Here is a 26,954-nt window from a genome sequence, read left to right as displayed (position 1 = left end):
TGAACGCAATACGTCAGGGGAGGTTCAGTGAATATCATCGTGATGGGCGGCGGCCTGGTCGGCGTGGCCACGGCATGGTATCTACTCGAGGGCGGTCATTCGGTGACGCTGCTCGACCGGGCACCGGAACTGGCCTCGGAGGCGAGCCATGCCAATGGAGCCATGCTCCACGCCAGCCACACTGAGCCCTGGAATACCCCCCAGGCCCTGGGCCAGCTGCTGCGCTGGATGGGGCGCGAGGACTCACCACTGCTGCTGCGGCCCGCGCAACTGCCGCGCCTGATGGGCTGGGGACTGGGATTCCTGCGCTACAGCCGCCCCCATCACCACGCCCGCAACACGGCCGTCAACGCGCGTCTGGCCACTTACAGCCTGCAGCGCATGCGCGAGCTCGAGGCGGAAACCGCCATCGACTATACCCAGGCGCACAACGGCATCCTCAAAATCTTCCGGCATCCCGAGGAAATGGAGACCGCCCGCGCCAGCAGCCGCCTGATGGCGGACTCGGGGGTGCGCCACGAGACGCTGAGCCCCGCCGGGATCAGCCAGCGCGAGCCGGCACTCGCCGATATCCAGGCGGAACTCGCCGGCGGGTTCTTCTACCCCGACGACGCCAGCGGTGATGCCCGCCTTTTCTGTCAGCGGCTGGGCGAGAAGGCCGTCGAGCGCGGACTGACCCTGCGACTGGGCGAATCGGTACAACGCCTGCACGTCAAAGCCGGCCGGCTGCGGGCCATCGACACCGACCAGACCACCCTCGAGGCCGACGCATTCGTGCTGGCCACCGGCGCCGAGGCACCGTACCTGGCCCGTCAGGCAGGCCTTCGCCTGCCCATCAAGCCAGTGAAGGGTTACTCCGCCACGCTGCCCGTGGACGGGCTCGAGGCGGCACCGCGGTTGCCGATCATCGACGATGGCCGCAAGATCGTCATCACGCGACTGGGCGATCAACTGCGCATGGCCGGTACCGCCGAGTTCACCGGTTATGACCGGCGGATACGGCCGCAGCGGGTCGAGCATGTGCTCGAACAGGGGCTGGCGAACTTTCCCGCCCTGGCGCGCCAGGTCGACACCCGCGAGGCCGATCAATGGGCCTGCCTGCGCCCGATGACCATTGATGGTCCGCCGATCCTGGGGCCTAGCGGCATCGACGGGCTCTACCTCAACACCGGCGCCGGCCACCTCGGCTGGACCTTCGCCGCCGGGACCGGGCGCGTCGTCGCTGATATGATCGACCAACGTACGCCGGATATTGATGTCTCCGGCCTGACCCTCGAGCGCTACCAATAGGCGAGGACGCCACCCCGAGCATGGACAGCCTGCAAAGCATCATCCTCCTGCTGACCACCTCCGTGGTGGCGGTCTCGGTGTTCCGCCGGCTGACCCTGCCGCCGATCATCGCCTACCTGGTGGTGGGCATGGCCCTGGGCCCCTCGGCACTGGGTCTTATCCCCGAAAACGAAACCACCCATCTGCTCGCCGAGTTCGGAGTGGTCTTTCTGCTGTTCACCATCGGTCTGGAGTTTTCGTTTCCGCAGCTGCACGCCATGCGCTGGGCCGTGGGCGTACTGGGTGGCAGCCAGGTCACCCTGTGTCTGGCGCTGTTCGGTGGCATCGCCTGGTGGCTGACCGGCTCCATCGAGGTGGGCGTGGTGCTGGGCGGCGCGCTGGCACTGTCGTCCACCGCCATCGTCACCAAGCAGCTCACCGAGCAGGTCGAGGTGCACACCCGACATGGGCGGCGGGCAGTGGGCGTGCTGCTGTTTCAGGATCTGGCGGTCGTCCCGCTGCTGATCGCCATTCCGATCCTGGCCGGCAACAGCGACAACTCACTGACCACCGAGCTGGGGCTGGCGCTGATCAAGGGTGTGGTGGTGTTCGGCATCATGGTCTGGGTGGGGCGCAAGGCACTGCGACCGATCTTCCACGAAGTGGCCCAGGCCCGATCCAACGAGCTGTTCACGCTGACGGTGCTGCTGATCGCGGTCGCCGCAGCCTGGCTGACCCATCTGGCGGGCCTGTCGCTGGCGCTGGGGGCGTTCCTTGCCGGCATCATGCTGGGCGAGACTGAATACCGCTATCAGATCGATGCCGACATCCGACCGTTCCGGGATGTGCTGCTCGGGTTTTTCTTCATCACCGTCGGCATGGTGATCAACCTGCCGGTGCTGATCATGGAGCTGCACTGGGTGCTCCTCATCGCCGCCGGCATGGTGGCCGTCAAGCTGCTGCTGGTGTACGCCATCGCCCGCCGGGTGGACGGCCCACAGGACTCGGGCCGGACCGCGATCATCCTCGCCAACGGCGGTGAGTTCGGCTTTGCCCTGATCGCCCTGGCGATCAGCGCCGGGCTGATGACATCGGCCACCAGCCAGCTGGTGCTGGCCGCCATCGTCCTGAGCATGCTGGCCGCGCCGATCCTCATCCGCCACAACCAGGCGCTCGCCCAGCGCGTGCTCAGTGCCCCGACGGAGGGCGCCAATGCCGTCGACGCCAGGACCGAGGTCTCGCGTATCGCCGAGCCCCTCGCCAACCACGTCATCCTCTGCGGCTATGGCCGGACGGGTCAGAACATCGGCCGCTTCCTGGATCAGGAAGCGCTGCCGTACCTCGCCCTCGACCTCGACCCCCAGCGCGTCCAGGAGGCCCGCAACGCCGGCGACCCGGTCACCTATGGCGATTCCGAGCGACGCGAAGTGCTGCAGGCCGCCGGGCTCGAGCGGGCGCGGATGATCGTGCTCAGCTTTGACAACCCGGCCGGTAGCCTCAAGGTGCTCGAGCATACCCGCGCCGAGCGTCCGGACATTCCGATCATCGTGCGCACCCGCGACGACCGCTGGATCGAGCGCTTTGAAGCGGCCGGCGCCACCGTGGTGGTCCCGGAAATCCTTGAGGCAAGCCTGATGCTGTCCTCCCATGTGCTGGCGCTGCTGGGGGTGCCCATGGCGAAGGTGTTCCGCAGCGTGCGCGAAGTCCGTGGGGATCGTTACCGGCTGCTCAAGGGGTATTTCCACGGCGCCGAGCGCGTGGATATGGAGAAGGTCGGGCGCTTCCAGGAACAGCTCCACGCCATCACGCTCAGTGGAAACGCCCCGGCGATCGGTCAGCGGCTGAGCGACATTGACCCCGACTCCATTGGGGTCACCATCAACGCCGTGCGGCGGGGTGGCATCCGCGGGCCGCAGCCATCACCGGACACCGTACTGCGGGACGGGGATGTACTGGTGGTGTATGGCACGCCCGAGGCCCTCGAGCATGCCGAACACGTCCTGCTCGGCGGCGAGCCGGCGGGCTGATCAGGACTCGGGGACTTCCAGCCCGGTTTCGGATTCGACCATCCACTCGATGGCCGCGCGGATCTCTTCCTCGGAGGCGGCGCCACCCTGCGCGGGCATGTTGCCGTAGCCATTGGCGACGTTCTGGGTGAGCGTTTCCCAGCCCTTGCCAATGCGCTCATTCCAGGCCGCCTTGTCGCCGACCCCGGGAGCATTGAGGAAGTTGCCCTGATGACAGGCGATGCAGACCGCCTGGGTGACCTGCTCGCCGCTGCGCACCTCCATGGCGCCGCCCTCATCCGCGCCGGAGTCCGCCGAGGCGATGGCGGGCGCCGGCTCGCCACTGAGGCGGACGGCGAAATCCGGCGACAGGTTCTGCTCGGCGCGCTCCTCGGCAAGCGCCTGCCGTTCAGAATCCTCGTCACCGAACACCGAATTCGCGATCACGATGAGCAGAACGGTCACGCCCACCAGCGTGGCAATGACCAGTGCGAAGTTACGGACGAAGACACTATCCTGCTCGGCGCTCACTTGATAATCCTCAATTTTCGGGCTGTCACAAAGTATAGCGGCATTGCCCGACACGGCAAACCGGGGGCTATGCCCGGACCGCGGCAGACGCTACAATCTGCGACATGCGCCTGTAGCTCAGCTGGATAGAGCGTCGGCCTCCGAAGCCGAAGGTCGCAGGTTCGAATCCTGCCGGGCGCACCACTCCACATCTCCCAGGGAATAGCCTCCGTGAAAGCCTATTTCGATCACCGTCAGGACCTTCATTACCCCCGGACCTATTTCACCCGTGGCCAGATGCGGGCGCCACAGGAGATCCCCGAGCGGACCGGGCACATCCTCGAGGGCCTCGAACGGGCCGGCGCCCGGCTTGAGACGGTCAGCGATCACGGCATCCAGCCCATCAGCCGGGTGCATGATCTGGGCTATCTGCGGTTTCTGGAATCGTGCCACCGGCGCTGGACGAGCATGCCCGAGGACTGGGGCGACGAGGTGCTCTCGAACGTGTTCGTGCGCGAGCCCAACCCATTGCGGGGCATCCTGGCCGAGGCGGCGCGTTATCTGGCCGATGGCAGCTGCCCGGTGGGCGAGCATACCTGGGAGTCGGCCTACTGGTCGGTGCAGGCCGCGCTGTGCGCCGCCGACGATGTCGTCGCCGGCGATCCGATGGCGTTCGCCCTATGCCGGCCGCCGGGTCACCACGCGCGGGCCGATGCCGCCGGTGGCTTCTGCTACCTGAACAATGCGGCGATCGCCGCCGAAGCGCTGCGTCCGCACTACCCCCGGGTGGCGGTGCTCGACACCGATGTGCATCACGGCCAAGGCATCCAGGAGATCTTCTACGACCGCGCCGATGTCCTTTATGTCTCCATCCACGGCGATCCCACCAATTTCTATCCGGTGGTCACCGGGTTCGAGGATGAGCGCGGCCGCGGCGAGGGCTATGGGACCACCATCAACCTGCCGCTCCCCCACGGCTCCGATGCCGGGGCGTTCTTCGGCAGGCTGGACGAGGCGCTCACCGCCATCCGCCTGTTCGCCCCCGATGCACTGGTGTTCTCCAACGGCTTCGATATCTACCACGAAGACCCGCAGGCGAAGATCGGGGTGAACACGGACGATATCCGCACCCTGGGCGAGCGCGTGGCCGGACTGGGGCTTCCCACGGTGGTCATCCAGGAGGGGGGGTATCACTACGCCAGTCTGGCGACCAACACCGAATCGTTGATGGCGGGGCTCAACACGCCGCGGTGACAACGCGGCGTCGCGGCGGTTCCCGGGCATTTGTGCCCTGCAAGCATAGGCGATCATCCGCCATGGCTATTCCGGCAGCATGCGACAAGGACTAGGATAAGAGTCGTTGTCAGGGGCGATCCCCTGAACCGACTCTCCTCCTCTTGGCCGACGTCATCGTCGGCTTTTTTTTGTCCGGATGACGCCGCTGATGATCCCCGTCAGTCAAACCAGGCCATCAACCGCGGCAGAAACCGACCCAGCTCCTCGGCCATGATCACAAAGTCGGCATCGAACCGCTCCTGCGGCGACTCGGCATCGCGGTCATCGACATCACTCTGTACGCCATCGGTGAACTTCAGTCGCTTGATGGACAGATCCGAGTCGAGCACTGCGTTGACCCGATCATCCCAGGTCATCGCCAGCCGACGGACGCGCTTACCGGCCTTGATATGGCCACGGATTTCGGCGCTGCGCAGGTCCTGGCGTTTGCAGCGCACCTCGGCGCCCTCGCTGCGGGGATCCTCGAACACCGCCTCCTCGCCCGGCTCCAGGTCGGAAGGGAAGCGGTCATGGGCGAGCCACTCGGTCATGACCTGATGCGGCGCGCTCTCGGTCTGCAGCGGCCGGATGGGCAGGCTGCCCAGCAGCGCCCGCAGATCATCCGTGAGCAGCTCGGCCTCACGCCAGGTGGCGGCATCCACAACCAGCCAGCGTCCGCTCAGATCCAGATAGGCGTAGGCGCGTTTGCTGCGCGTGAAGGCCCGTGGCAGCAGATCGATGGTCACCTCTTCTTTGATGCGGGCCTTCTCGCGCCGCCCCAAAGGTCGGGCCATGGCATCCTCGCGCTCGGCCACGCGGGCATCGACGTTTTCCCGCACCACCGCCGGCGGCAGCACCCGGGTTTCGGTCTGCAGGCAGATCATGAAACGGTCACCGGCCGCATGCACCAGCGTCTCACCCCCCTTCTCGAGCGGTGGAACCCAGCCGCGGGTTTCCGGATCATGCGGGCCGACGGGCTGGAACTGGCCGGCACTGAGCCGGTCCTCCAGCGCCTCGGCATCGATGGTGAAGGCATCGGCGATTTGATAGACGCAGAGATTGCGAAACCACATGGTTGATTGATTGTTCCGTGCTGAAAGGGGTCAGGGATTGGGGGGGCGGACCAGGGCGGCCCGGGCCGCCTGGACGCGGCGGACCGCTTCGTCCCGATCCGGGGCCGAGGCGGTCAGATGCCCCATCTTGCGGCCGGGTCTGGGCTCGGCCTTACCGTAGAGGTGCAGGTTGACGCTCGGCGCGGATAGCGCCGCGGCCCAGTCGGGCTCGCCATGCGCCCAGAGATCGCCCAGCAGGTTGGCCATGGCGGTGGGCCGCTGGCGCTGGGTATCCCCCAGTGGCAGGCCACAGACCGCCCGCAGCTGCTGATCGAACTGACTGCTGGGGCAGGCCTCGATGGTCAGATGGCCGGAGTTATGCGGCCGCGGCGCCAGCTCATTGACCAGCAGCTCGCCGTTCTGGTCCAGAAAGAGCTCCACGCAGAGCACACCCACCACGTCGAACGCTTCCATCACGGTCGCGGCGATCTCCCGGGCCCGCGTGATCTGGGCGTCGGTGAGCGGGGCGTCGGCAATGGACACATCCAGGATGTGATCGACGTGCCGGTTCTCGATGACGCCAAAGTCCACCTGATCCCCCGCCGCGCCGCGGGCGGCCACCACCGACAGCTCGGCGGCGAAGTCGACCACGCCCTCGAGAATCGCCGGACCCCGGCCGATGGCCGCCCAGGCCGCCGCCGCATCATCCGCGGTGTCGATCCGGGCCTGGCCCTTGCCGTCATAGCCAAAGCCGGCGGTTTTCAGGATGCAGGGCGTCCCCAGCCGGGCAATGGCGGCCGACAGCGCCTCGAGTGACTCCACCGCTTCGTAGGGGGCGGTGGGCAGCCCGGCGTCGGTCAGGGCATGCTTTTCGCGCCAGCGGTTCTGGCACAGGTGCAGCACCTCGCCGCGCGGTCGCACCGGGCCATGCCGGGCAGCGACATCGGCCGCCGCCGAGGATATGTTCTCGAACTCGAACGTGACCGCATCGACATCGCGGGCGAAGCGCTCGATGGCATCAAGGTCTTCGTAGGCGGCGACGGTCTCGCGGTCGGCGATCTGTCCGGTCGGCGAATCCGTGGCCGGCGAGAGAGTGTGAACGCGATACCCCATGCGCCGCGCGGACTGCGCCAGCATACGGCCCAGCTGCCCACTGCCAAGGATGCCGAGGGTGGCGCCGGGCAGGACCGGGTCAGTCAAGGCAGCTCATCCTCGATCACCTTCTGCGCCTGGGCCTCACGGAAGGCGTCGAGACGCTCGGCAAGGGCCGGGTCATCCGCCGCCAGCATCGCCACGGCGAACAGCGCGGCATTGCGTGCCCCGGATTCGCCGATGGCGAACGTGGCCACCGGCACGCCACCCGGCATCTGCGCGATGGACAGCAGCGAGTCGAGCCCCTTGAGGGCGCGGCTCTGGACCGGCACGCCCAGCACCGGCACCGGCGTCTGGGCCGCCACCATGCCGGGCAGATGGGCGGCTCCACCCGCACCGGCAATGATGGCCCGCAGACCACGCTCCCGCGCCGTCGCCGCGTAGTCGTTCATGCGCGCCGGCGTGCGGTGCGCCGAGACGATCCGGCACTCGTGGCGCACGCCGAGCTCCTTTAGCACACTGTCGGCATGGGCCATGGTCTCCCAGTCGGAGCGACTACCCATGATGATGCCGACCCGCGGGGCGTCATCGACCATCGCTCGGCTCCTTCACGTACCGGCCCGGCGCATCCTCGATGGGGGTCAGCTTGCCATCACCGGGGGTCCGTGCCGGCACCTCGCCACCGCGCTTCGGCGACAGCCACTTGGCCCAGTCGAGCCACCAGGAGCCCTCATGGTGCTTGGCGCCGTTGAACCAGGTATCCGGGTTCTTGGGGTTGCGCCCGTTCAGCCAGTAGCCGTACTTCTGCTTTTCAGGCGGGTTGACGACGCCGGCGATATGCCCCGAGCCACCCAGCACGAAACGCGTCGACCCGCTCAACAGCTGCGAGCCGCGGTAGCAGGCATGCCAGGGCGCGATATGGTCTTCCTTGGCCGAGACGAAATACGACGGCACCTCGACCTTGCCGAGGTCGATGGGAATACCGTCCAGCGTGATGCCGCCCGGCTCGCGCAGCTTGTTCTCGAGGTACATCTTGCGCAGATAGAAGGCATGCATGCGCGCCGGCATGTTGGTGGAGTCCTGGTTCCAGTAGAGCAGATCGAACGGGAACGGATCCTGGCCCTTGAGGTAGTTGTTGACGAAAAACGACCAGACCAGATCGTTGGAGCGCAGACTCGACATGGTCGACGCCATCTGATTGCCGGCCAGGTAGCCACGCTCGTTCATCTGCTTTTCGAGATTGGTGAGCTGCTCCTCGTCAATGAACACCTCGAGCTCGCCGGGGCTGTCAAAGTCCAGCAGCGTGGTCAGGAAGGTGGCGCTGTTCACGCCGCCCTCGCCCCGACTGGCCATCCAGGCGAGGGTTGAGGCCAGCAGCGTGCCGCCCAGACAGTAGCCGATGATGTTGACGTCGCGCTCGCCGACCGCCTGCTCGACGGCATCCAGCGCCGCCAGCGGACCCAGCTTCATGTAGTCCTCGAACTCCTTGTCGGCGAGTTCGGCATCCGGGTTGCGCCATGAAATGACGAACACCGTAAAGCCCTGGTCCACCAGCCATTTGACCAGCGAATTCTTGGGCCGGAGATCGAGAATGTAGTACTTGTTGATCCACGGCGGCACGAACAGCAGCGGCCGGCGCGCCACCTGCTCCGTGGCGGGCGCATACTGGATCAGCTGCATCAGCTCGTTCTCGTACACCACCTTGCCGGGCGTCACCGCCAGATCCTCGCCCACTTCAAAGGCGTTCGGATGCGTCTGGCGGATCTTGAGCTTGCCGTTGCCGCGTTCCAGGTCCTCGAGGAGGTTATTGAGGCCGTCCACCAGGTTCTGGCCGCCGGTCTCGACGGTCCGCTCAAGCACCTCGGGGTTGGTGGCGAGGAAATTGCTGGGCGAAGCGGCGCTGATGAACTGCCGCGTATGGAAGTCGATCTTGCGCTGGGTCTTCTCGTCGAGCCCCTCAACGGTGTTCACCGAGTGATTGAGGTAATCGGCGGTCAACAGATAGGTCTGCTTGACGAAATCGAAGAACGGATTGTCGTCCCAGGCATCGTGCTGGAAGCGCTTGTCGCTCTTCGGCGCGGCGCGCACCGGCTCGCTCTCGACGCCCATCATGCGCAGCGTCTGATTCTGGACAATCGACAGGTAGTCCTGCCAGAAGGCCATCTGCGACTCCATCAACTGCACGGGGTCGGCCATCAGGCGGGTGTAGAGGTCCTGGAAGAGCTTGCTCATGTGCAGCGCATCGTCCACCGAAATCTGCTGGCCGAACTGCTGACGCGTCAGAAAGTCCTTGACCAGATGCTGACTGCGGCCGGCGACCTCGGCCAGCGAGCGTGACAGCTCGTTGGGGTCGACCTGACCGGTTCCGGTATCCTGCTTGTCAGTCATAGCGAGCCTCCGCTCACGAAACAAATGGTGATTGGGATCATACGGCACTGCGACAAACCGCCACAAACCCCTTCACCGCCACCCGTGGTGGCCGCCGATGAGACGTCGATGGCGGCCGCCGGAACGCTGTCCGAGCGGCTTGGCAGCCCCCGGTGGACCCATCCTCCCGCGCGCGGCCTGTACCTGTGGCTGGCACCGGACGGTCTCAGTCTCTGCCAGGCCGCCGGCCCGGCCATGTGCATGCGCGCGGAGTTCGTAAGCGGCGTGCAGGGCTATCGCAGTGCCCGACAGCGCCACCAGCACGAGGCCGTCGTCCGCGCCTGCGGGATCACCCACCAACACTGCCCGTGGGTGGTCGACGCCACCGCGGGGCTGGGGCGCGATGCCTTCGTACTTGCCAGCGCCGGCGCCCGCGTCACCCTCCTCGAGCGCTCGCCCGTGGTGCATGCGCTCCTCACCGATGGACTGCAGCGGGCCACGGCGGCCGGCGCCGGCGAGCGCACGGGCCGCATGCACGCCCACGCCGTCGACGCGGTGGACTGGCTGACCGGCGCGGCCGGCGACGTCAGCCCGGCGGTGGTCTATCTTGATCCGATGTATTCCGGCCGGCGCCGCGGTGCCGCCGGCAAGGAACTGGCCCTGCTGCAGGCGCTTCTGACCGACACAACGGACGAGCGCGCACTGCTTGCCCGGGCACGGGCCGTGGCCACCGAGCGCGTGGTGGTCAAGCGCCACCGCCATGCCGCACCGCTGGCCGATCAGCCCCCGGATTATCACCTGCCGGGCCGCAGCACCCGGTTTGATGTCTATCGCACCAGAAATGCCTGATCCGGCTCGGCCCGCGACAGACTGACCGATGCCTCGAGCGCCAGCATGCAGGCCCAGGGATCGTCCGCCGCAGCGGGCGCGACCAGATCGGACTGCGCCACCAGGCGCAGCCGCAGATCACTGAAGCCGTTTCGGGCCAGGCGGGTCACGGCGGCCGCCTGCGCGGAGGCATCGGCTGACCCCGCCACCAGGGCGATCAGCGTGCCGCCGCGGCGTGCATGGGGGTTGAACTCCGCCACCCGCAGGCTGCGCAGTCCCTCGCCCAGTGCCTCGTCGAGGACCGGCCACACCGCCTGCAGACGCTGGCGATGCGCGGGCTCCAGTGTCGGCACCGGCGGCATGGCCAGACGCAGCGCCTGTTCGATGAGGACTTCCGACGGTGGCCCGGCGGCCATGTAAGCCGCTGGCGTGCGGTTGCCCAGGCCCGGCTGAGGCGTATCCCACCAGTGGCGCGCGGCGGACTCGCCCTGCGGATGGCCGTGGAGCAGGCGTTCGATGAAATGATGATTGCAGCTGACGGCGAACCGTCCGGCCACTTCGCGGCGGGCGCCCGGGTAGCCGCAGGCCTCGCAGGTTACCGCCGCGCGGTCGCGGGCCTCGACCACCCGCGGCGAGACCGGGTCGCGGAGGCCGTCAAACGCCACCTCCAGCATCCCCTGGCGGGCGCACAGCCGACGCCAGCGAAAACCGTGGCGCTCGGCCACGGGCATGCCGGCTTCGACCTGCTCGAAGAGTCGCTCGAGCACGCCATACCAGCCCGGCGGGACATCCACCTGAACGCCCTCGGCGTCCTCGGGGCCCCCGGGGCAGCGGAACTGCCAGGGATAACGGAGCTGCGCGGCAGCGAGAAAAGCGCGATAGCGACGCTCGGCGGTGGTCGAGTCCATGGCTCATTGTGACCTGAGCGGATGGCGGCGGTCATCCCGCTGGATCAGCGATCGCCCATAAAAAAAGGCCCGATGCCGCACGCGGCATCGGGCCCTGGCAGTCAAGTCCTGCGGTTACCAGGAACGGCGCGGGCCGCCTCCACCGCCGGGCTTACGTTCCTGCGCCTCATTGATGCGCAGCGTGCGTCCGCCCATTTCCGTGCCATTGAGTGCCTCGATGGCGGCGTCCGCCTCGGCAGGGTCCATGCGCACGAAGCCGAAGCCACGAGGACGACCGGTTTCCCGATCGGAGATCATCCGCACCTCTTTGACCTCGCCGTGGTTGGCGAAAAGGTCACGGACTTCATCCTCGGAGGCGGAGAAGGGCAGATTGCCCACGTAAATCGATTTCATCTATCTGTCTCATCAAGGTCTGCCGGGTCTATCAAACCGACAGGTCAAACATCGCAGAAGGCGTCTGCCTTCCTTTAGACCGCCCGAACGTCGGGCTGCCGGGTGCTGACCACAGCATGATCATGCACTTGGTTTGGACAATACGGCAGGGCTGGACGCCGCGCAATCAAAAATTTTCCGCGTAGCGACCCGCCAGCGCTTCCTGCACGCTGGGATGCACGAAACGGCTGACGTCACCGCCCAGGGCCGCGACCTCGCGCACCAGACTGGAAGAAATGTACGCGTACTGCTCGGCGGGGGTGAGAAAGACCGTCTCGACGTTGGGCACCAGCTGACGGTTCATGCTCGCGAGCTGGAACTCGTGCTCAAAATCGGAAACCGCCCGCAGACCGCGCAGGATCACGCGCGCGCCCTGGGCCTCGACAAAGTCCACCAGCAGCGAGTCAAAGGGCATGACTTCGACCCGGCGATAGGGCCGCAGCACATGGCGCGCCAGCTCGACGCGCTGCTCAAGGCTGAAGGCGGGATGCTTGCTGGGGCTGGGGCTGCCGGCAACCGCCACGATCAGATGATCAAAAAACCGCGAGGCGCGCTCGACCAGATCACTGTGACCGTTGGTCAGCGGATCGAACGTGCCGGGGTAGACCGCAACGACTGACATAACGCCTCCTCCCTCGAGGCGATGCATCGTATTGCCTGTCGAACCAACATGCCAGCCCCCGACCGGTGACTGCGCCTCACTCCGCCCGCTGCAGCAGCCCGAACCAGACATCCCCGGCGGTTTTCTGGCGCTGACAGGCCCACGCTCCGGGATCGAGGGTCGGGGCATGGCCGGCGCGCGTCTCGACGTACACCTGCGCCGTGTCGGCAAGCCATCCGCCCTCCGCCAGCCCGGTCAGGACGGCATCAAGCCAGTCGCTCGCAAAGGGCGGATCGAGAAACACCAGATCAAAAGCCACGGGATCGGATCGCAGAAACCGCCGCGCATCCATCGTCACCACCCGGGCGCGCGATGTGGCCTCGAGACGCTCGACAAGCGCCTGGAGCGCCGCCGCCACCGGGCGCGAGCGCTCCACGAAGGTGGCGCAGGACGCGCCCCGGGACAGGGCCTCGAGCCCCAGCGCGCCGGTGCCGGCGAACAGATCGAGCACGCGGGCGCCACGCAGCGTCGGCTGCAACCAGTTGAACAGGGTTTCACGGTTGCGATCGGCGGTGGGGCGGAGCCCGGCGGCCGTGCTCACCGGAAACCGCCGTCCGCCCCAGTCACCACCGATGATGCGCATTATTCAGCGGCGTCGATCGTGGCCTCCGGGCCGACCAGCACGGTGACATTGCGCGCCGGGTCGATGTGCTCGTGCATGGCCGCGCGGACCGCCTCGCCATCCAGCCCATCGATGCGCTCGACGAACGCCTCGAGATAATCCCGCGACAGGTCGTAAAAACCGATGGTGGCAATGTAGCCCAGCAGATCCCGGTTGCTGTCGAGCTGCAACGGGAAGCTGCCGGTGATGTTGCGCTTCGAGTCACTCAGCCGCTGCGCCGCCGGCTCGTCGACCCGCATCTCCTCAAGGCTGTCCCGCATCACCGACAGCGCCTCGGGCAGCGAATCATTGCGCACCTGGGTGGTCATCTGGAACCGCCCGCGGCGGGCAGCGGACGTCAGGGACGAGGCACTGCTGTAGGACAGGCCACGCTCCTCGCGCATGCGCTCGGCAAGGATAGAGGTCAGTCCCCCGCCGCCGAGGATGTGGTTGCCCAGATACAGCGGATAATAGGCTTCACTGCCCTTGCGCACCGACGGCTGGCCCATCATGACGTGGGTCTGCTCGGCTTCCAGCGGCACGCGGATGGTCTGCGCCGAGCTCGGGAGCTCCACCGGCGGCAGCGCCGCCAGCGCCTCACCGGCCGGCAGCGCGCCGCTCAGGGCGTTGGCGATCGCTTCGGCGCGCTCGGCACTGAGATCGCCGACAATGGCGATGGTTGCGTTGCGGGCGGTGTAGTGGCGGCGATGAAAGTCGACCACCGCCGCGCGGGTCAGCGCTTCCACCGACTCCAGGGTGCCCCCGGGCGGTGTGGCGTAGGGATGCTCGCCGTAGATGCCACGCATGAAGGCCTTCTCGGCGAGCGCCGAGGCCGACGACTGCGCCTGCTGCAGCCCAAGGCTCATCTGCCGGCGGACGCGCTCGACGGCATCGGCGGGAAAATCGGCCTTGGCGATGACGTCGGCCAGGCTGTCGATCACCGGGTCAAGGCGCGCTGGCTCACTCAGCGCGCGAACGCTGACCTGGGCGGTGTCACGGCCACTGCCGGTGCTGACCCGGGCGCCGTAGCGCTCGAATCCGCGGGCGATGGTCCCCGCCGAGCGCTCGGGCGTTCCCTCCAGCAGCAGATTGCTGGTCATCCGCGCCAGGCCGGGCGTATCGCCATCGCGGGCGCTGCCGGCATCAAAGGTCACGCGGACGTCGACGATCGGCAGCTCGTGGCGCTCGACGAACAGCACCTCAGTGCCGGCACGGGTGGTCCACTCCTGGATATCGGCCTGCATTGCGCCCCCTGTGTGACTGAAAAGGATCAGGGCCGCCGCGACGATGAGACGCTTCATCCGGTCTCCTCCTGATCGGCGGCTTGCATGATGCCGACGGACAGCATCTCGGGGCGGAGATATTCACGGGCGGCGGCCCGCAGATCCTCCGCGGTCAGGGCGCGCACGTTTTCCTCGAACTCATTGAGGGTCTGCCACCCGGCACCGGTGGTCTCGAGCATGCCGAGCTGCATGGCCTGATAGAACACCGAGTCCATTTCGAACAGGTGATCGGCCAGCATCTGGCTGCGGGCCCGCTCCAGCGTCTCGTCCGATACCAGGGTTTCCTGCAGACGGCGGATCTGCTCGCGCAGTGCCGTTTCCACCGCGTCGACATCACCGTCGGCCGGCACGCCAAACAGCGAGAACTCGGCATCCAGCCTGACCATGGGGTTGTAGCCCGCGCCGGCCGCAGCGGCCACGCCCGAGCCGCGCACCAGGTCCTCGGCCAGCCGGGCGCCGTCACCGCCATCGAGGATGGTGGCGAGCATCTGCAGTGCGTAGGGGTCACGGCCTGACTCGGCCGTGGCGAAGGACGGCACTTCGTAACCCATACGCAGCTGCGTCACCCGCGCCTGGGGATCGCGATGGATGACGCGCCGCTCGCCGGGTGGCTGGAGGTTGTCGGGATCGTGCACCGCCGGCACATCCCGGCCTTCAATGCCGCCGAAGTATTCCTGCGCCATTGAATGAACCGCCTCGGGCTCGACGTCACCGGCCACCACCAGGGTGGCGTTGGTGGGCGTGTACCACTGGTCGTACCAGTCACGCAGATCCGCGACCTCGAACGCGGCCACATCGTCGGCCCAGCCGATGATGGGATGCGCATAACCCGTGCCGGGGTGGGCGATGGCGGCATAACGCTCGGCAAAGCGGCCCTCCGGCCGGTCATCGGTGCGCAGCCGGCGCTCTTCAAGCACCACCTCGCGCTCGGTGGACAGCGCCTCGGCGTTGATCTGCAGATTGGCCATGCGATCGGCCTCAAGCTCGAGCGCCACCGGCAGCCGGTCGGCGGCCATGATCTCGAAGTAGGCACTGAAATCCCGCCCGGTAAAGGCGTTCAGCCGCCCACCCTCGCGGGAGATGATTTCGGAGAACTCGCCCTCGGCATGACGCTCGGTGCCCTTGAACATCATGTGTTCAAACAGATGCGAGAGGCCGGTCTCGCCGCGGGTCTCGTAGGATGAGCCCACGCGGTACCAGACCTGCGAGACCACCACCGGGGCGCGGTGGTCCTCGCGCACCAGGATCTGCATGCCATTGTCGAGGGTGAACTCGGTGACGCCCGCGCCGGACTGCGCGGCGACCGGCGTCGCCATCAGGGCGGGGATCAGGGCGAAGAGCGCGTTTCGCATCGTCAATGAAGCCTCTGGTTTGACACATCGAACCATCGATGCGGTGTTAGCATACTGGATCATTCGTTCACGCCCGAGCCCCGAGAGTTCCATGCTGCCGTTCCGTCGCAAGAAAAAGGCCCCACCCGCCGAGTCCGACGACACGCCCGCCACCGCGGCGCCATCGCGCCCCGGGCTGCTGGCCCGTCTGCGCAGTGGGCTCAGCCGCACGGGCAGCGGTCTCGGTCAGCTGTTTCTGGGTCGCAAGCGCATCGATGCCGACCTGCTCGAAGAGCTTGAAACCCATCTGCTGATGGCCGACGTGGGCATGGAGGCGACCACCCGCATCATCACCGATCTGACCGACCGGCTGAAGCGCAACGAACTCGACGACACCGACGCGCTGCAGCGCGCCCTGCGCGAGGACATGCTCGAGATCCTCGAGCCGGTGGCCCAGCCCCTGGAGATCAGCGCCCACGACAAGCCCATGGTCATCCTGACGGTGGGCATCAACGGCGCCGGCAAGACCACCACCATCGGCAAGCTCGCCGAACAGTACCGCCAGCAGGGACGGCGGGTGATCCTCGCCGCCGGGGACACCTTTCGGGCCGCCGCGGTGGAACAGCTCCAGACCTGGGGCGAGCGCACCGGCACGCCGGTCATCAGCCAGCCCACCGGCGCCGACTCCGCCTCGGTGGTGTACGACGCCCATCAAGCGGCCATCGCCCGCGGTGCCGACGTGCTCATCGCCGATACCGCCGGTCGTCTGCATACCCAGGGCAACCTGATGGAAGAGCTGCGCAAGATCCGGCGAGTGCTTGGCAAACAGGACGACAACGCGCCCCACGAGGTGCTCCTGGTGCTGGATGCGGGCACCGGACAGAACGCCCTGGCACAGGCCGAGCAGTTCGGCGCGGCGGTCAATGTCACCGGGCTTGCCCTGACCAAGCTCGACGGCACCGCGAAAGGCGGCGTCATCTTTGCCATGGCGCAGCGTTTTGGCATTCCAGTGCGCTTTATCGGGATCGGCGAGGGCGTCGATGACCTGCGGCCATTCGATGCCGAGGCCTTCGTCGACGCCCTGCTCGACGCGGCGGTCGCGGGAACCGATGACACATGATCCGCCTGGAGGGGGTGGGCAAGCGCTACCCGGGCGGTAACGAGCCGCTGCGCGGGCTCGACCTGCACGTCGAGCGCGGCGAGCTGGTTTTCATCACCGGCGCCAGCGGCGCGGGCAAGAGCACACTGCTGCGACTGATCCCCCGCCTTGAGCGCCCCTCCCGCGGTCAGGTGCTTATCGACGGCGCCAACCTAGCCCGGCTGCCGCGCCGCCGAATCCCCTACCTGCGCCGGCGCATCGGCATGACCTTCCAGGACCATCGCCTCCTCCATGACCGCACCCTGTTCGACAATGTCGCACTGCCGCTGGTCATCGAGGGCCGCCCCCACGCCGATATCCGCCGCCGGGTGCAGGCGGCGCTGGACAAGGTCGGACTGCTGGCGCAGAGCCGCGCCTATCCGGTCACCCTGTCCGGCGGCGAACAGCAGCGCGTGGGCATCGCCCGCGCCATTGTCAGCCGACCGCCGATCCTGCTGGCCGACGAGCCCACCGGCAACCTCGACCCGGCGCTCTCACTGGAGATCATGCAGCTGTTCGGGCAGTTCAATCAGGTGGGTGTCACCACCGTCATCGCCAGTCATGACCAGCCGCTGATCGACGCGCTGGGGCACCGCCAGATCCATCTCAGCGAGGGCCGCGCAACATGAGGATCGGCGCCATGCCCGGGCGCTGGGCCAAGCTCCACGCCCATGCCGCGATCAGCTCGCTGGGACGCCTGCGGCGGCAGTGGCTCGGCAGCGTCATGACCGCCGCGGCCATCGGCATCGCCCTGGCCCTGCCCGCCGCGTTCGTGGTGGCCATGGACAACCTGGAATCGGCCATGGACGGCTGGCAGGGCGCGCCACGGGCATCGGTGTTTCTGGACACGGAGACCGCGGCGGATCAGTACGCCGCGATCGCCACGCGGATTGACGGGCTGGACGGCATCCGCGGGGTACGCCTGATCACGCCCGACGAGGCGCTCACCGAATACCGGCAGAGCAGCGGTGTCAGCGACCCGCTGGCAATGCTCGACGCCAACCCACTGCCGGCGGTGGTGGTGGCGGAACTGGCCGCGCGCCTCGGGCCGGAGTCGGTCGACCGGCTCGTCGATCGCCTGCGGGCGTTGCCGGCGGTGGCCGATCTGCGCGTTGACCGCGACTGGATGGCGCGCCTTGCCGCCATCATCGATCTGGGCAACCGCATCACCGCACTGGTCGCGCTGCTGCTGGGGCTGACCGTCATCCTGGTGCTGTTCAACACGCTGCGCCTGGACATCGAAAACCATCGCCGCGAGATCGAGATCACGCGCCTGATCGGCGGCACCAATGCATTCATCCGCCGCCCGTTCCTCTATACCGGCGTCTGGTACGGGATGGCCGGCGGGTTGATCGCAGGCCTGCTGCTGGCCATTGCGGTTACATCGGTCGCCGACCCCGTCCAGCGGCTCGCGAGCCTCTACGGCAGCGGCTTCCGGCCCAGCGGTCCGGGTCTGACCGGGACCCTGACACTCGTCGGCGCCGGCGCGCTGCTCGGCCTGAGCGGTGCCTGGCTGGCCGTGGGCCGTCATCTGTCGGCCATCGAACCGCCATGACGGAACTTGCCGGCTGCCCCGCCCTTCAAATATTGGTATTATAATTGCATCATCGAAACGACTCGGGAGGGTTGTTATGGACACAGGCGCGGCACTGGTCAGCACCGACTACAACAAACTGCCACTCCGTGCGGGCAGCGAGAACCATTACATCCAGGCGGTCAACGCGATTCCCGCTCTGGGGGCCGAGGAAGAGCGCTCGCTCGCCGGCCGCTACCGCGACCACGAAGATCTGGAAGCCGCGCGCTGGCTGGTGCTGTCGAACCTGCGCTTTGTCGTTCATATCGCCCGCGGCTACACCGGCTACGGCCTGCCACTGGCGGACATCATCCAGGAAGGCAACATCGGCCTGATGAAGGCGGTCAAGCGCTTCGACCCCGAGGTCGGGGTGCGGCTGGTGTCATTCGCCGTGCACTGGATCCGGGCCGAGATCCACGAATACATCCTGCGCAACTGGCGGATGGTCAAAGTGGCCACCACCAAGGCCCAGCGCAAGCTGTTCTTCAATCTGCGCGGCTCCAAGAAACGTCTGGGATGGTTCAATCGACAGGAGGTCAATGCCGTGGCCGAGGATCTGGGCGTCAAGCCCGAAACGGTCCTCGAGATGGAGTCACGGCTGTCCGGTCAGGATGTCGGATTTGACCCGGCGCCTGAGAGTGACGACGAGGACAGCGTCGCCCGCGCGCCGGCGGCGTATCTGACCGATCAGTCCATGGATCCGGCACAGACGGTCGAAAGCGAAGACTGGGCCGACTGGCAGGATCATGCCCTGGGTGACGCGCTGGCGGCGCTCGATGCCCGCAGCCGCGACATCCTGCGGCGGCGCTGGCTGAGCGAACACAAGGACACCCTGCACACGCTGGCCGATGAGTACGGGGTTTCCGCCGAGCGGATCCGCCAGCTCGAGAAGAACGCCCTGCGCAAGCTGCGCGAGGGGCTGGGCCCCCAGGTGCTCGAGGCCTGAGCGGCCATTTCAGATCAGGCCGCGTTCAGCAAAGCTGACCGGCCGCCCCTCCCCCACGACAAAGTGATCCAGGACGCGGATGTCCACCGTGGCCAGGGCCTCGCGCAGCCGGTCGGTCATGCGCTCGTCCGCCAGACTGGGCTCGGTGACGCCGGAGGGATGGTTGTGGGCGAGGATCACTGCGGCGGCGTTCAGGCGCAGCGCCCGGCTGACCACCTCGCGCGGATAGACGCTCGCCGCGTCGATGGTGCCGCGGAACAGCTCCTCGAAGCCGATCACCTGATGCCGGTTGTCGAGGAACAGACAGGCGAAGATCTCATGAGGCAGATGCCGCAGCCGGGCGACCAGATACTGCCGGGTGTCCTCCGGACCGGTCATGGGTTCGCCGCGCTCGAGGCGGGCCTGCAGGTGGCGCCGTCCCATTTCCAGCACGGCCTGCAGCTGCACGTACTTGGCCGGACCCAGGCCATGATGGCCGGCGAATGTCGCGGCATCGGCCTCCAGCAGCGGTCGCAGCCCGCCAAACGCCGCCAGCAGGTGTCGGGCCAGATCCACCGCCGTGTGCCCGCGCACGCCAGTGCGCAGGAAGATCGCCAGCAGCTCGGCATCCGAGAGTGCCGATGCGCCACGATCGAGGAGCTTCTCGCGGGGCCGTTCCGCCGCCGGCCAGTCGGAAATCGCCATACTCACCTCATGCCTGGCGTTTTCATGCAACGGGCAACAGTGTAGTTTCCTGTGATCCACTCAAGCTGCGAACACGTTCCGCCATGAGCCTTTCCGGTCAAAACATCCTGCTGGGGGTGACCGGCGGCATCGCCGCCTACAAGGCGCCCGACCTGGTCCGGCGACTGCGCCAGGCCGGCGCCGCCGTGCGGGTCGTCCTCACCACCGGGGCCCAGGCGTTCGTAACGCCGCTGACCTTTCAGGCGGTTTCCCATCAGCCGGTACACACCGATCTGCTCGACCCCGAGGCCGAGGCCGGCATGGGCCATCTGGAGCTGGCGCGCTGGGCCGACCGGGTGATCATCGCGCCGGCCAGCGCCGACGCCATGGCCCGCCTGGCGCACGGACTGGCCGGGGATCTGCTGACCACGCTGTGTCTGGCAACCCGTGCCCCCCTGTGCATCTGCCCGGCGATGAATCACGTGATGTGGCAGTCCGCCGCTACCCGGGCCAACGCCGAGACATTGCAGCAGCGCGGCATGCAGCTGCTCGGGCCGGTGGAAGGCCCGCTCGCCGAGGGCGAATCAGGCCCCGGCCGACTCATGGAACCGGCGGACATCGTCGCCGCCCTTGATACGCCCGGGTCCCTGCAGGGCCGCTCGGTGCTGGTCACCGCCGGTCCCACCCGCGAGCCCATCGATGCCGTTCGCTTCATCGCCAACCGCAGCAGTGGACGCATGGGGTTTGCGGTGGCTGGCGCGGCGGCCGCGGCGGGTGCCACGGTCACCCTGATCGCCGGGCCGAGCGAGCAGCCGACTCCCCCCGGCGTCGAGCGCATCGATGTCGAGACCGCCACCGAAATGCACGCCGCCACGCTCGAGCGGGCGGGTGATGTCGAGCTTTTCATTGCCGCCGCCGCCGTCGCGGATTACCGCGTGGCACAGCCCGCCGATCACAAGGTGCGCAAATCCGATGCGCCACCGACCCTCAGCCTGGTGCGCAATCCGGATATCGTCGGTGACGTGGCGGCCCTGCCGACGGCGCCATTCACGGTCGGCTTTGCCGCGGAAACCCACGACGTGATCGATCATGCCCGCGCCAAACTCACCGCCAAGGGGCTCGACATGATCGCCGCCAACCGGGTCGGCGAGGGCCTGGGGTTCGAGGTCAGCGACAACGCCCTCGACGTGCTCTGGGCCGGGGGCCATCAGCGCCTGGGCCCCATGGCCAAGGATCGGCTGGCGGCGGCGCTGATTGAACTCATTGGAGCCCATTGCCATGCAGAGCGTTGAACTGCGCATCCTCGACCCGCGCCTCGGCAGCGAATTCCCGCTGCCCGACTACGCCACCCAGGGCGCCGCCGGCATCGACCTGCGGGCCTGCGTCGAGACCACCCGGGTCCTCGCCCCCGGCGACACCCAGCTGATCCCCTCGGGCATCGCCGTGCACATCGCCGATGCCGGTCACGCCGCCGTGGTGCTGCCCCGCTCTGGCCTTGGCCACAAGCACGGCATCATCCTCGGCAATGCCGTGGGGCTGATCGACTCCGACTACCAGGGCGAGATCTTCATCTCGTGCTGGAACCGCAGCCAAGCCGCGTTCACCATCGAGCCCGGTCACCGCATCGCGCAGCTGGTCTTTCTGCCGGTCAGCCGGCCGCGCTTTACCCCCGTCGAGGCGTTCACCGACAGCGAGCGCGGCACGGGCGGTTTCGGACATACCGGCCAGCAATAGACAAGGGAGCCTGTCGCATGCCCATTGATGCCTCCATTCTGCGCGCCTACGACATCCGTGGCCGCGTCGACCGCGAGCTGACCGAGACCACGGTGGAGTGGCTGGGTCAGGCCATCGGCTCGGCGGCCGCCGACGCCGGCCAGTCAGGCATCGTGGTGGGTTATGACGGCCGCGAGTCGAGCCCGCGCCTGGCCGCAGCGCTGCGCCGGGGGCTGATGGCGGCCGGGCGTCGGGTGATCGATATCGGTCAGGTGCCCACCCCGGTGATGTACTTCGCCACTCACTGGCTGGACACCCAGGCCGGCGTGGTGGTGACCGGCAGCCACAATCCCGCCGAGTACAACGGCCTGAAGACCATCATCAACGGCCGGCCGCTGTGGGGCGAGGGCATCACCGCACTGGGCGAGCGCATCCGCCGGGGCGACCTGGTGACCGGCACCGGTGAGACCCGCTCGGTGGAGGTGATCGACGCCTATCAGCAGCGCATCACCCGCGAGATCCGGCTCCCGCGCCCCATCAAGGCGGTGGTCGACTGCGGCAACGGCGTCCCCGGCGCAGTGGCTCCGTCCGTGCTCGCGGCCATTGGCGCCGAAGTGGTGCCGCTTTTCTGCGAGGTGGACGGGCAGTTCCCCCATCACCACCCCGACCCCACCGTCCCGGAAAACCTGACCGATCTGATCCAGGCCGTGGCCGATCATCAGGCCGATGTGGGGCTGGCGTTTGATGGCGACGGCGATCGTCTGGGCGTCGTGGATGAGACCGGCCATATCATCTGGGCCGATCGCCAGATGATGTGCTACGCCCAGTCGGTGCTCGCCGAGCATCCCGGTGGCGGCATCATCTTTGATGTTAAATGCAGCGCGGCCCTGGCCACGGTGGTCGAAGCCGCCGGCGGCCAGCCCATCATGTGGAAGACCGGCCATTCCCTGATCAAGGAAAAACTCCGCGAGACCAATGCGCCCCTCGCCGGGGAGATGAGCGGGCATCTGTTTTTCAACGACCGCTGGTACGGATTTGACGACGGGATCTACGCCGCTGCCCGGCTGCTGGAGATTCTCGCCGCCGATGACCGCCGGGTCAGCGAGGTATTCGCCGCGCTCCCCGAACCGGTGGCGACGCCCGAGATCCGTCTGGATCTGCAGGAAGGCGAACCGCACCGCCTGATCACCGCCCTGATGGACCGTGCCGAGGGCTTCGATGCCGCCCGCGTGACCACCATCGACGGCCTGCGCGTGGACTTTGCCGATGGCTGGGGACTGGTCCGTGCCTCCAACACCCAGCCCTGCCTGGTCATGCGTTTCGAGGGCAGCGACGCGGCGGCGCTGGCGCGCATTCGCGAGCGCTTTGAGGGCCTGATCCAGCGCGCGGGGGAGGCGGTCGGCATCAGCGTTTGATCCGGATCAAGTATCGCGCAGGTTCAGCTATTCAATCCCCGCAGGCCGGCCTACGCTTGGCTCCAACAGTTCGAGTCAAGGAGCAAAGTCATGAAGGCCGTCCATTCCATCCCCGTCGCCGTTGCGCTCGGGCTCGCCAGCAGCGCCACGCTGGCCAACGATGCGCTTCTGGAACGCGCCCAGATGCTGTTCGAGCCGATCCCGGACAGTGCGGCCGGTCACATCGCCGAGCGCAACGAGATGACCCCCGAGAAGGTCGAGCTCGGCAAGCTCCTGTTCTTTGACCCGCGCCTGTCGGCCAGCCAGACGATCAGCTGCAACACCTGCCATAACGTGGGCATGGGTGGCGATGACAACATCCCCAGCTCGGTCGGCCATAACTGGCAGCGCGGGCCGCGCAACTCGCCGACCATCTTCAACGCGGTGTTCAACGTCGCGCAGTTCTGGGATGGCCGCGCCGAGGATATGACCGAGCAGGCCAAAGGCCCGATCCAGGCCGGCGTCGAGATGAACAACACGCCCGCCAACCTCGAGGCGACGCTGCAGAGCATCGATGCCTACGTGGACGGCTTCGAGAACGCCTTCCCCGAGTCGGAAAAGGCGGTGAGCTTTGACAACACGGCGAAGGCCCTCGAGGTCTACCAGGCCACGCTGATCACGCCGGATGCGCCGTTTGACCAGTACCTCAAGGGGGACAAGGACGCGCTGACCGACCAGCAGATCGCCGGCCTCGACGCGTTCATGAACAAGGGCTGCGTCGCCTGCCATAACGGCGTCAATGTGGGCGGTCAGGGGTACTATCCCTTCGGCGTGATCAACCGCCCCGGCGCCGATGTCATGCCTGAGGGTGACACGGGCCGCGCCCAGGTCACGGAGACGGCCGCTGACAAGTATGTGTTCCGCTCCCCGTCACTGCGCAACGTCGAGCTGACGGCGCCCTACTTCCACTCGGGCAACGTGTGGAGCCTGCAGGAAGCGGTGTCGATCATGAACGACGCGCAGCTCAACAGCCTGCTCACGGAAGAAGACGTGGTGAACGTCACGGCCTTCCTGCGCTCGCTGACGGGTGACCAGCCGAGGGTGGTCTACCCCGAGCTGCCGCTCAGCTCGGACGACACGCCGATGCCCGATATCCCGGACTACCCGCGGGCGACGAGCGCCGAGGGCTGAGCCGCCCCCACGCTTGCGTCCCGCCCCCCGGGGGGCGACCATTGGACCGCACCCCAGGGTGCGGTCTTTTTGTGTGAACCGGAAAAACATCGCCCATGAATACTGATGCCACGCCGCCCAGTCAGGTCGCCCACGTCCTCACCGAGGCCCTGCCCTACATCCGGCGGTTCCACGGCCGCACCGTGGTGGTCAAATACGGCGGCAACGCCATGGTCGACGATGACCTGAAAAAGAGCTTCGCCCGGGACGTGGTGCTCATGAAGCTGGTGGGCATCAATCCGGTCATCGTCCATGGCGGCGGCCCGCAGATCGGCAATGTCCTCTCGCAGATCGGCAAGCAGACCGAATTTGTCCAGGGCATGCGCGTCACCGATGCCGAGACCATGGACGTGGTTGAAATGGTCCTCGGCGGACTGGTCAACAAAGACATCGTCAACCTGATCAATACCCATGGCGGCCGCGCGGTGGGGCTGAGCGGCAAGGACGGCGGGCTCATCCGGGCGCGGCGGCTCACCCTCACCGGCACCGGGCCGGCGGAACAGGCCCCGGAGATCATCGACATCGGCCATGTCGGCGAGGTCACCGGCATCGACCCCGCCCTGATGACGCTGCTCGATGGGGCCGACTTCATCCCGGTGATCGCGCCGATCGGTGTCGACGACCAGGGCACCTCGTACAACATCAACGCCGATCTGGTCGCCGGTCACCTGGCGCGCACCCTCAAGGCGGAAAAGCTCATCCTCATGACCAACACCGCCGGCATCCTCGACGGCGACGGGCGCCTGCTGACCGGTCTGAACGCCGCCCGGGTGCAGCAGTTGATCAACGACGGGACCATCCAGGGCGGCATGCTGCCCAAAGTCGACTGCGCGCTGGAAGCGGTGCACGACGGCGTCGGCGCCGCCACCATCATTGATGGGCGGGTTGAGCATGCCGTGCTGCTGGAGCTGCTGACCGACAGCGGCGTCGGCACACTGATCCACGGCGCGGACGCCGCATGAGCCCGAGCCCGCGCATCGGCAGCATCGACACGGCGCGGTTTCTGGCCATCGCGCTGGTGTTCTACGGTCATCTGGTCGAGCAGGTCATGTACCTGGACAGCGCCGCGGCGGCCGCCCAGTACAAGTGGGTCTACAGCTTTCACATGCCGCTTTTCTATGTGCTCTCGGGGATCGTCCACAACGAGCGCCGGCTGACGCAGGGTTGGGGGGCGCTGCTCAAGCGCATTGCCCGCGGGCGTCTGGTGCCCTACGCGGTGTTTGCCCTGCTGCCGGCCGGCGTGGCGCTGGCGGGCGTGCCGGGCTGGTTTCCCACGGTGGATCTGAGCGGTGCCGACGGCTATATCGCCGGGCTGATCAGCACCGCCCGGGGCCTGCCCGCCTTCAGCATCCCGCTGTGGTTTCTGGCGAGTCTGGTCGTCCTCGAGCTGCTCCACGGCGCCATCGGCCGTCTGTGGCGCAGCAACACCGCGCTTGTCGCGGCGATCATCGGTTTTTACGTCATCGGGTATGTCTTCAACCGCGAGGTCGATGTGCTGAGCGCGGGCCTGATCATGTGGATGGCCCATGTGGTGCCGCTGGGCTACGCGTTCTACCTGACCGGCATTCTGGTCCGCCGCACCGGCGTGCTAGAGGGCTCGTTCCCGCCCTATGGCGTGGCACTGGCGGCTGTCGCGGGCCTTGCCATCATCACCCTCACCTACAACCTCAATCAGGGACCGTTCCGGCTGCTCGACGTGGTGGTGATGATGTTCGGCACGGTCGGGCACCCGCTGCTGTTCCCGCTGACCGCGCTGGTCGGTACCGCCACCATCATCCTGATCGCGCGGCTGGTACCGGCATGGACCGGGCTACAGCGTCTGGGTGAGGTCACCCTGATCATCTACTGCCTGCATGGGTTTTTCTACCACTTCGCCAACCCGCCGATCGCCGCGTGGATGCAGGCCAACCTGCCCACTTCGTCACACTGGATGCTGGCGGCCGGCAGCGCTCTCGCCGTGGCGCTCAGCCTGGCGATCGCCGCGGCGCTGGCGCTGCTGCTCGAGCGTCATCTGCCGGCCATCACCGGCGGGCGCCGGCGTCAGGCGCCGTAGCGGGCGCGGTACTCGCGCATCGCCGCCAGGTCGCCGCCCCGATCCGGCTGGCGCGCCAGGTATTCCATGAGGGTATCGACGGTGAGGATGGCGATGACCGGCACACCGTGCCGCGCGGCGACCTCCTGGGTGGCGGATAGCGCTTCCTGACCGCGCTCCTGGCGGTCCAGCGCCACCAGCACGCCGGCCAGCTGCGCCCCTGCCGCCTCGATCAGCGCGACGCTCTCGGCCACCGAGGTCCCTGCCGATATCACGTCATCGACGATCAGCACGCGGCCCGACAGCGGCGCCCCCACCACGGACCCGCCTTCGCCGTGGTCCTTTTCCTCTTTGCGGTTGAACGACCACGGGCAGTCGATCCCATGCTCAGTGGCCAGCGCCATGGACAGGGCCGAGACCAGCGGGATGCCCTTGTAGGCGGGCCCGAACACGCCGTCAAAGGCCAGCCCCGCATCCACCGCCCGCCGGGCGTAGGCGGCCCCGAGCCGGCGCAGCGCCTCGCCCGAGCTGAACAGCCCGGTATTGAAAAAGTATGGGCTCTCGCGCCCCGACTTGAGCGTGAAGGTGCCAAAGCGCAGCACCTGACGCTCGAGGGCGAAGTCGATGAGATCGTGCTGATACGGCTGCAT

At 67.4% G+C, this 26,954-nt stretch carries 27 protein-coding genes and 1 tRNA gene; 15 read left to right on the top strand and 13 right to left on the bottom strand.

Annotated features, from left to right (window positions below; translation table 11 throughout):
* Positions 1–27 precede the first annotated feature (27 nt).
* Together BA899_RS08920 and BA899_RS08915 are read left to right on the top strand one after the other, a co-directional pair.
* Complete coding sequence (locus tag BA899_RS08920; protein ID WP_148121561.1) at positions 28–1,290, top strand: D-amino acid dehydrogenase; 1,263 nt, start codon at positions 28–30, stop codon at positions 1,288–1,290.
* A gap of 20 nt (positions 1,291–1,310) precedes the next feature.
* Positions 1,311–3,296 (top strand): monovalent cation:proton antiporter family protein, encoded by a 1,986-nt coding sequence (locus BA899_RS08915; RefSeq protein WP_148121560.1) that lies wholly within the window; start codon positions 1,311–1,313, stop codon positions 3,294–3,296.
* Here the strand turns inward: BA899_RS08915 and BA899_RS08910 are convergent, their stop codons facing one another.
* On the bottom strand, positions 3,297–3,806 hold the full coding sequence (locus tag BA899_RS08910) for a cytochrome c5 family protein (RefSeq protein ID WP_148121559.1): 510 nt from the start codon (positions 3,804–3,806) through the stop codon (positions 3,297–3,299).
* A 106-nt stretch (positions 3,807–3,912) separates the two neighbouring features.
* Here BA899_RS08910 and BA899_RS08905 point away from each other — a divergent pair.
* Both BA899_RS08905 and BA899_RS08900 read left to right on the top strand, forming a co-directional pair.
* Positions 3,913–3,989: transfer RNA gene (locus BA899_RS08905), tRNA-Arg, on the top strand.
* Between the two features lie 27 nt (positions 3,990–4,016).
* Complete coding sequence (locus BA899_RS08900) at positions 4,017–5,039, top strand: histone deacetylase family protein (RefSeq protein WP_159300371.1); 1,023 nt, start codon at positions 4,017–4,019, stop codon at positions 5,037–5,039.
* A gap of 200 nt (positions 5,040–5,239) precedes the next feature.
* On the opposite strand, the gene BA899_RS08895 is transcribed toward BA899_RS08900, so the two are convergent.
* From BA899_RS08895 to BA899_RS08880, 4 genes are read right to left on the bottom strand one after another with little or no spacing between them, the layout of a single operon-like run.
* Entirely contained in the window at positions 5,240–6,133 is an 894-nt protein-coding gene (locus BA899_RS08895; protein ID WP_069133912.1) for a recombination-associated protein RdgC, read from the bottom strand.
* Positions 6,134–6,163: 30 nt separating this feature from the next.
* Entirely contained in the window at positions 6,164–7,312 is a 1,149-nt protein-coding gene (locus BA899_RS08890; RefSeq protein WP_148121558.1) for a 5-(carboxyamino)imidazole ribonucleotide synthase, read from the bottom strand.
* The gene (gene purE / locus BA899_RS08885; protein ID WP_069133910.1) at positions 7,309–7,800 is read right to left on the bottom strand and encodes a 5-(carboxyamino)imidazole ribonucleotide mutase; all 492 of its coding nucleotides are present in this window, start codon (positions 7,798–7,800) and stop codon (positions 7,309–7,311) included. Before purE ends, BA899_RS08890 begins: the two co-directional genes overlap by 4 nt.
* On the bottom strand, positions 7,790–9,592 hold the full coding sequence (locus BA899_RS08880) for an alpha/beta hydrolase (RefSeq protein ID WP_148121557.1): 1,803 nt from the start codon (positions 9,590–9,592) through the stop codon (positions 7,790–7,792). The genes purE and BA899_RS08880 overlap by 11 nt, the downstream gene beginning before the upstream one ends.
* 108 nt (positions 9,593–9,700) lie before the next feature.
* On the opposite strand from BA899_RS08880, the gene BA899_RS08875 reads away from it, so the two are divergent.
* Positions 9,701–10,420 (top strand): class I SAM-dependent methyltransferase, encoded by a 720-nt coding sequence (locus tag BA899_RS08875; protein WP_157809034.1) that lies wholly within the window; start codon positions 9,701–9,703, stop codon positions 10,418–10,420.
* Here BA899_RS08875 and BA899_RS08870 read toward each other — a convergent pair.
* The 6 genes from BA899_RS08870 to BA899_RS08845 form a co-directional block, all read right to left on the bottom strand.
* Positions 10,399–11,307: a hypothetical protein gene (locus BA899_RS08870; RefSeq protein WP_148121555.1), complete on the bottom strand. Its 909-nt coding sequence runs from the start codon at positions 11,305–11,307 to the stop codon at positions 10,399–10,401. The two genes, BA899_RS08875 and BA899_RS08870, sit on opposite strands and share 22 nt — an antisense overlap.
* A gap of 114 nt (positions 11,308–11,421) precedes the next feature.
* Positions 11,422–11,700, bottom strand: a complete 279-nt coding sequence (locus tag BA899_RS08865; protein WP_069133906.1) for an RNA-binding protein — start codon at positions 11,698–11,700, stop codon at positions 11,422–11,424.
* 166 nt (positions 11,701–11,866) lie between these two features.
* Positions 11,867–12,361 (bottom strand): pantetheine-phosphate adenylyltransferase, encoded by a 495-nt coding sequence (gene coaD / locus BA899_RS08860; RefSeq protein ID WP_069133905.1) that lies wholly within the window; start codon positions 12,359–12,361, stop codon positions 11,867–11,869.
* Between the two features lie 76 nt (positions 12,362–12,437).
* On the bottom strand, positions 12,438–12,983 hold the full coding sequence (gene rsmD / locus BA899_RS08855) for a 16S rRNA (guanine(966)-N(2))-methyltransferase RsmD (RefSeq protein ID WP_148121554.1): 546 nt from the start codon (positions 12,981–12,983) through the stop codon (positions 12,438–12,440).
* Complete coding sequence (locus tag BA899_RS08850) at positions 12,983–14,302, bottom strand: pitrilysin family protein (RefSeq protein WP_148121553.1); 1,320 nt, start codon at positions 14,300–14,302, stop codon at positions 12,983–12,985. The genes rsmD and BA899_RS08850 overlap by 1 nt, the downstream gene beginning before the upstream one ends.
* Positions 14,299–15,636: a pitrilysin family protein gene (locus tag BA899_RS08845; protein ID WP_235012732.1), complete on the bottom strand. Its 1,338-nt coding sequence runs from the start codon at positions 15,634–15,636 to the stop codon at positions 14,299–14,301. Before BA899_RS08845 ends, BA899_RS08850 begins: the two co-directional genes overlap by 4 nt.
* Positions 15,637–15,727: 91 nt before the next feature.
* Here BA899_RS08845 and ftsY point away from each other — a divergent pair, with 91 nt between their 5' ends.
* The 4 genes from ftsY (at position 15,728) to rpoH (ending at position 19,272) form a co-directional block, all read left to right on the top strand.
* Positions 15,728–16,735 carry a signal recognition particle-docking protein FtsY gene (ftsY, locus tag BA899_RS08840; RefSeq protein WP_148121551.1) on the top strand — a complete coding sequence of 336 codons (1,008 nt, stop codon included), beginning with the start codon at positions 15,728–15,730 and terminating at the stop codon, positions 16,733–16,735.
* The gene (ftsE, locus tag BA899_RS08835) at positions 16,732–17,382 is read left to right on the top strand and encodes a cell division ATP-binding protein FtsE (RefSeq protein WP_069133900.1); all 651 of its coding nucleotides are present in this window, start codon (positions 16,732–16,734) and stop codon (positions 17,380–17,382) included. Before ftsY ends, ftsE begins: the two co-directional genes overlap by 4 nt.
* A gap of 11 nt (positions 17,383–17,393) precedes the next feature.
* Positions 17,394–18,308: a permease-like cell division protein FtsX gene (ftsX, locus tag BA899_RS08830; RefSeq protein WP_235012733.1), complete on the top strand. Its 915-nt coding sequence runs from the start codon at positions 17,394–17,396 to the stop codon at positions 18,306–18,308.
* A 76-nt stretch (positions 18,309–18,384) separates the two neighbouring features.
* Positions 18,385–19,272: an RNA polymerase sigma factor RpoH gene (gene rpoH, locus BA899_RS08825; protein WP_069133898.1), complete on the top strand. Its 888-nt coding sequence runs from the start codon at positions 18,385–18,387 to the stop codon at positions 19,270–19,272.
* Between the two features lie 9 nt (positions 19,273–19,281).
* Here rpoH and radC read toward each other — a convergent pair whose 3' ends face one another.
* Complete coding sequence (gene radC / locus BA899_RS08820) at positions 19,282–19,956, bottom strand: DNA repair protein RadC (protein ID WP_069133897.1); 675 nt, start codon at positions 19,954–19,956, stop codon at positions 19,282–19,284.
* 83 nt (positions 19,957–20,039) lie between these two features.
* Between radC and coaBC the strand changes: the two genes are divergently transcribed.
* From coaBC to BA899_RS08790, 6 genes are all read left to right on the top strand, one after another.
* Entirely contained in the window at positions 20,040–21,227 is a 1,188-nt protein-coding gene (coaBC, locus tag BA899_RS08815; protein ID WP_069133896.1) for a bifunctional phosphopantothenoylcysteine decarboxylase/phosphopantothenate--cysteine ligase CoaBC, read from the top strand.
* Positions 21,214–21,669, top strand: coding sequence for a dUTP diphosphatase (gene dut / locus BA899_RS08810; RefSeq protein WP_148121549.1), 456 nt, complete (start codon positions 21,214–21,216; stop codon positions 21,667–21,669). The genes coaBC and dut overlap by 14 nt, the downstream gene beginning before the upstream one ends.
* A 17-nt stretch (positions 21,670–21,686) precedes the next feature.
* Positions 21,687–23,063 carry a phosphomannomutase/phosphoglucomutase gene (locus BA899_RS08805; protein WP_069133894.1) on the top strand — a complete coding sequence of 459 codons (1,377 nt, stop codon included), beginning with the start codon at positions 21,687–21,689 and terminating at the stop codon, positions 23,061–23,063.
* A 90-nt stretch (positions 23,064–23,153) separates the two neighbouring features.
* Positions 23,154–24,233: a cytochrome-c peroxidase gene (locus BA899_RS08800; RefSeq protein ID WP_159300370.1), complete on the top strand. Its 1,080-nt coding sequence runs from the start codon at positions 23,154–23,156 to the stop codon at positions 24,231–24,233.
* A gap of 95 nt (positions 24,234–24,328) precedes the next feature.
* Positions 24,329–25,234, top strand: coding sequence for an acetylglutamate kinase (gene argB / locus BA899_RS08795; protein ID WP_069133892.1), 906 nt, complete (start codon positions 24,329–24,331; stop codon positions 25,232–25,234).
* Positions 25,231–26,325, top strand: coding sequence for an acyltransferase family protein (locus BA899_RS08790; protein WP_159300369.1), 1,095 nt, complete (start codon positions 25,231–25,233; stop codon positions 26,323–26,325). The genes argB and BA899_RS08790 overlap by 4 nt, the downstream gene beginning before the upstream one ends.
* Here BA899_RS08790 and pyrE read toward each other — a convergent pair.
* On the bottom strand, positions 26,313–26,954 hold the full coding sequence (pyrE, locus tag BA899_RS08785; RefSeq protein WP_159300368.1) for an orotate phosphoribosyltransferase: 642 nt from the start codon (positions 26,952–26,954) through the stop codon (positions 26,313–26,315). The genes BA899_RS08790 and pyrE overlap by 13 nt on opposite strands.

It is taken from the genome of Spiribacter sp. SSL99, from assembly GCF_009805925.1.
Classification (GTDB): domain Bacteria; phylum Pseudomonadota; class Gammaproteobacteria; order Nitrococcales; family Nitrococcaceae; genus Spiribacter; species Spiribacter roseus.
The sequence above is the reverse complement of the archived record's forward strand: the minus strand, read 5'-3'. Positions and strand labels throughout refer to the sequence as shown.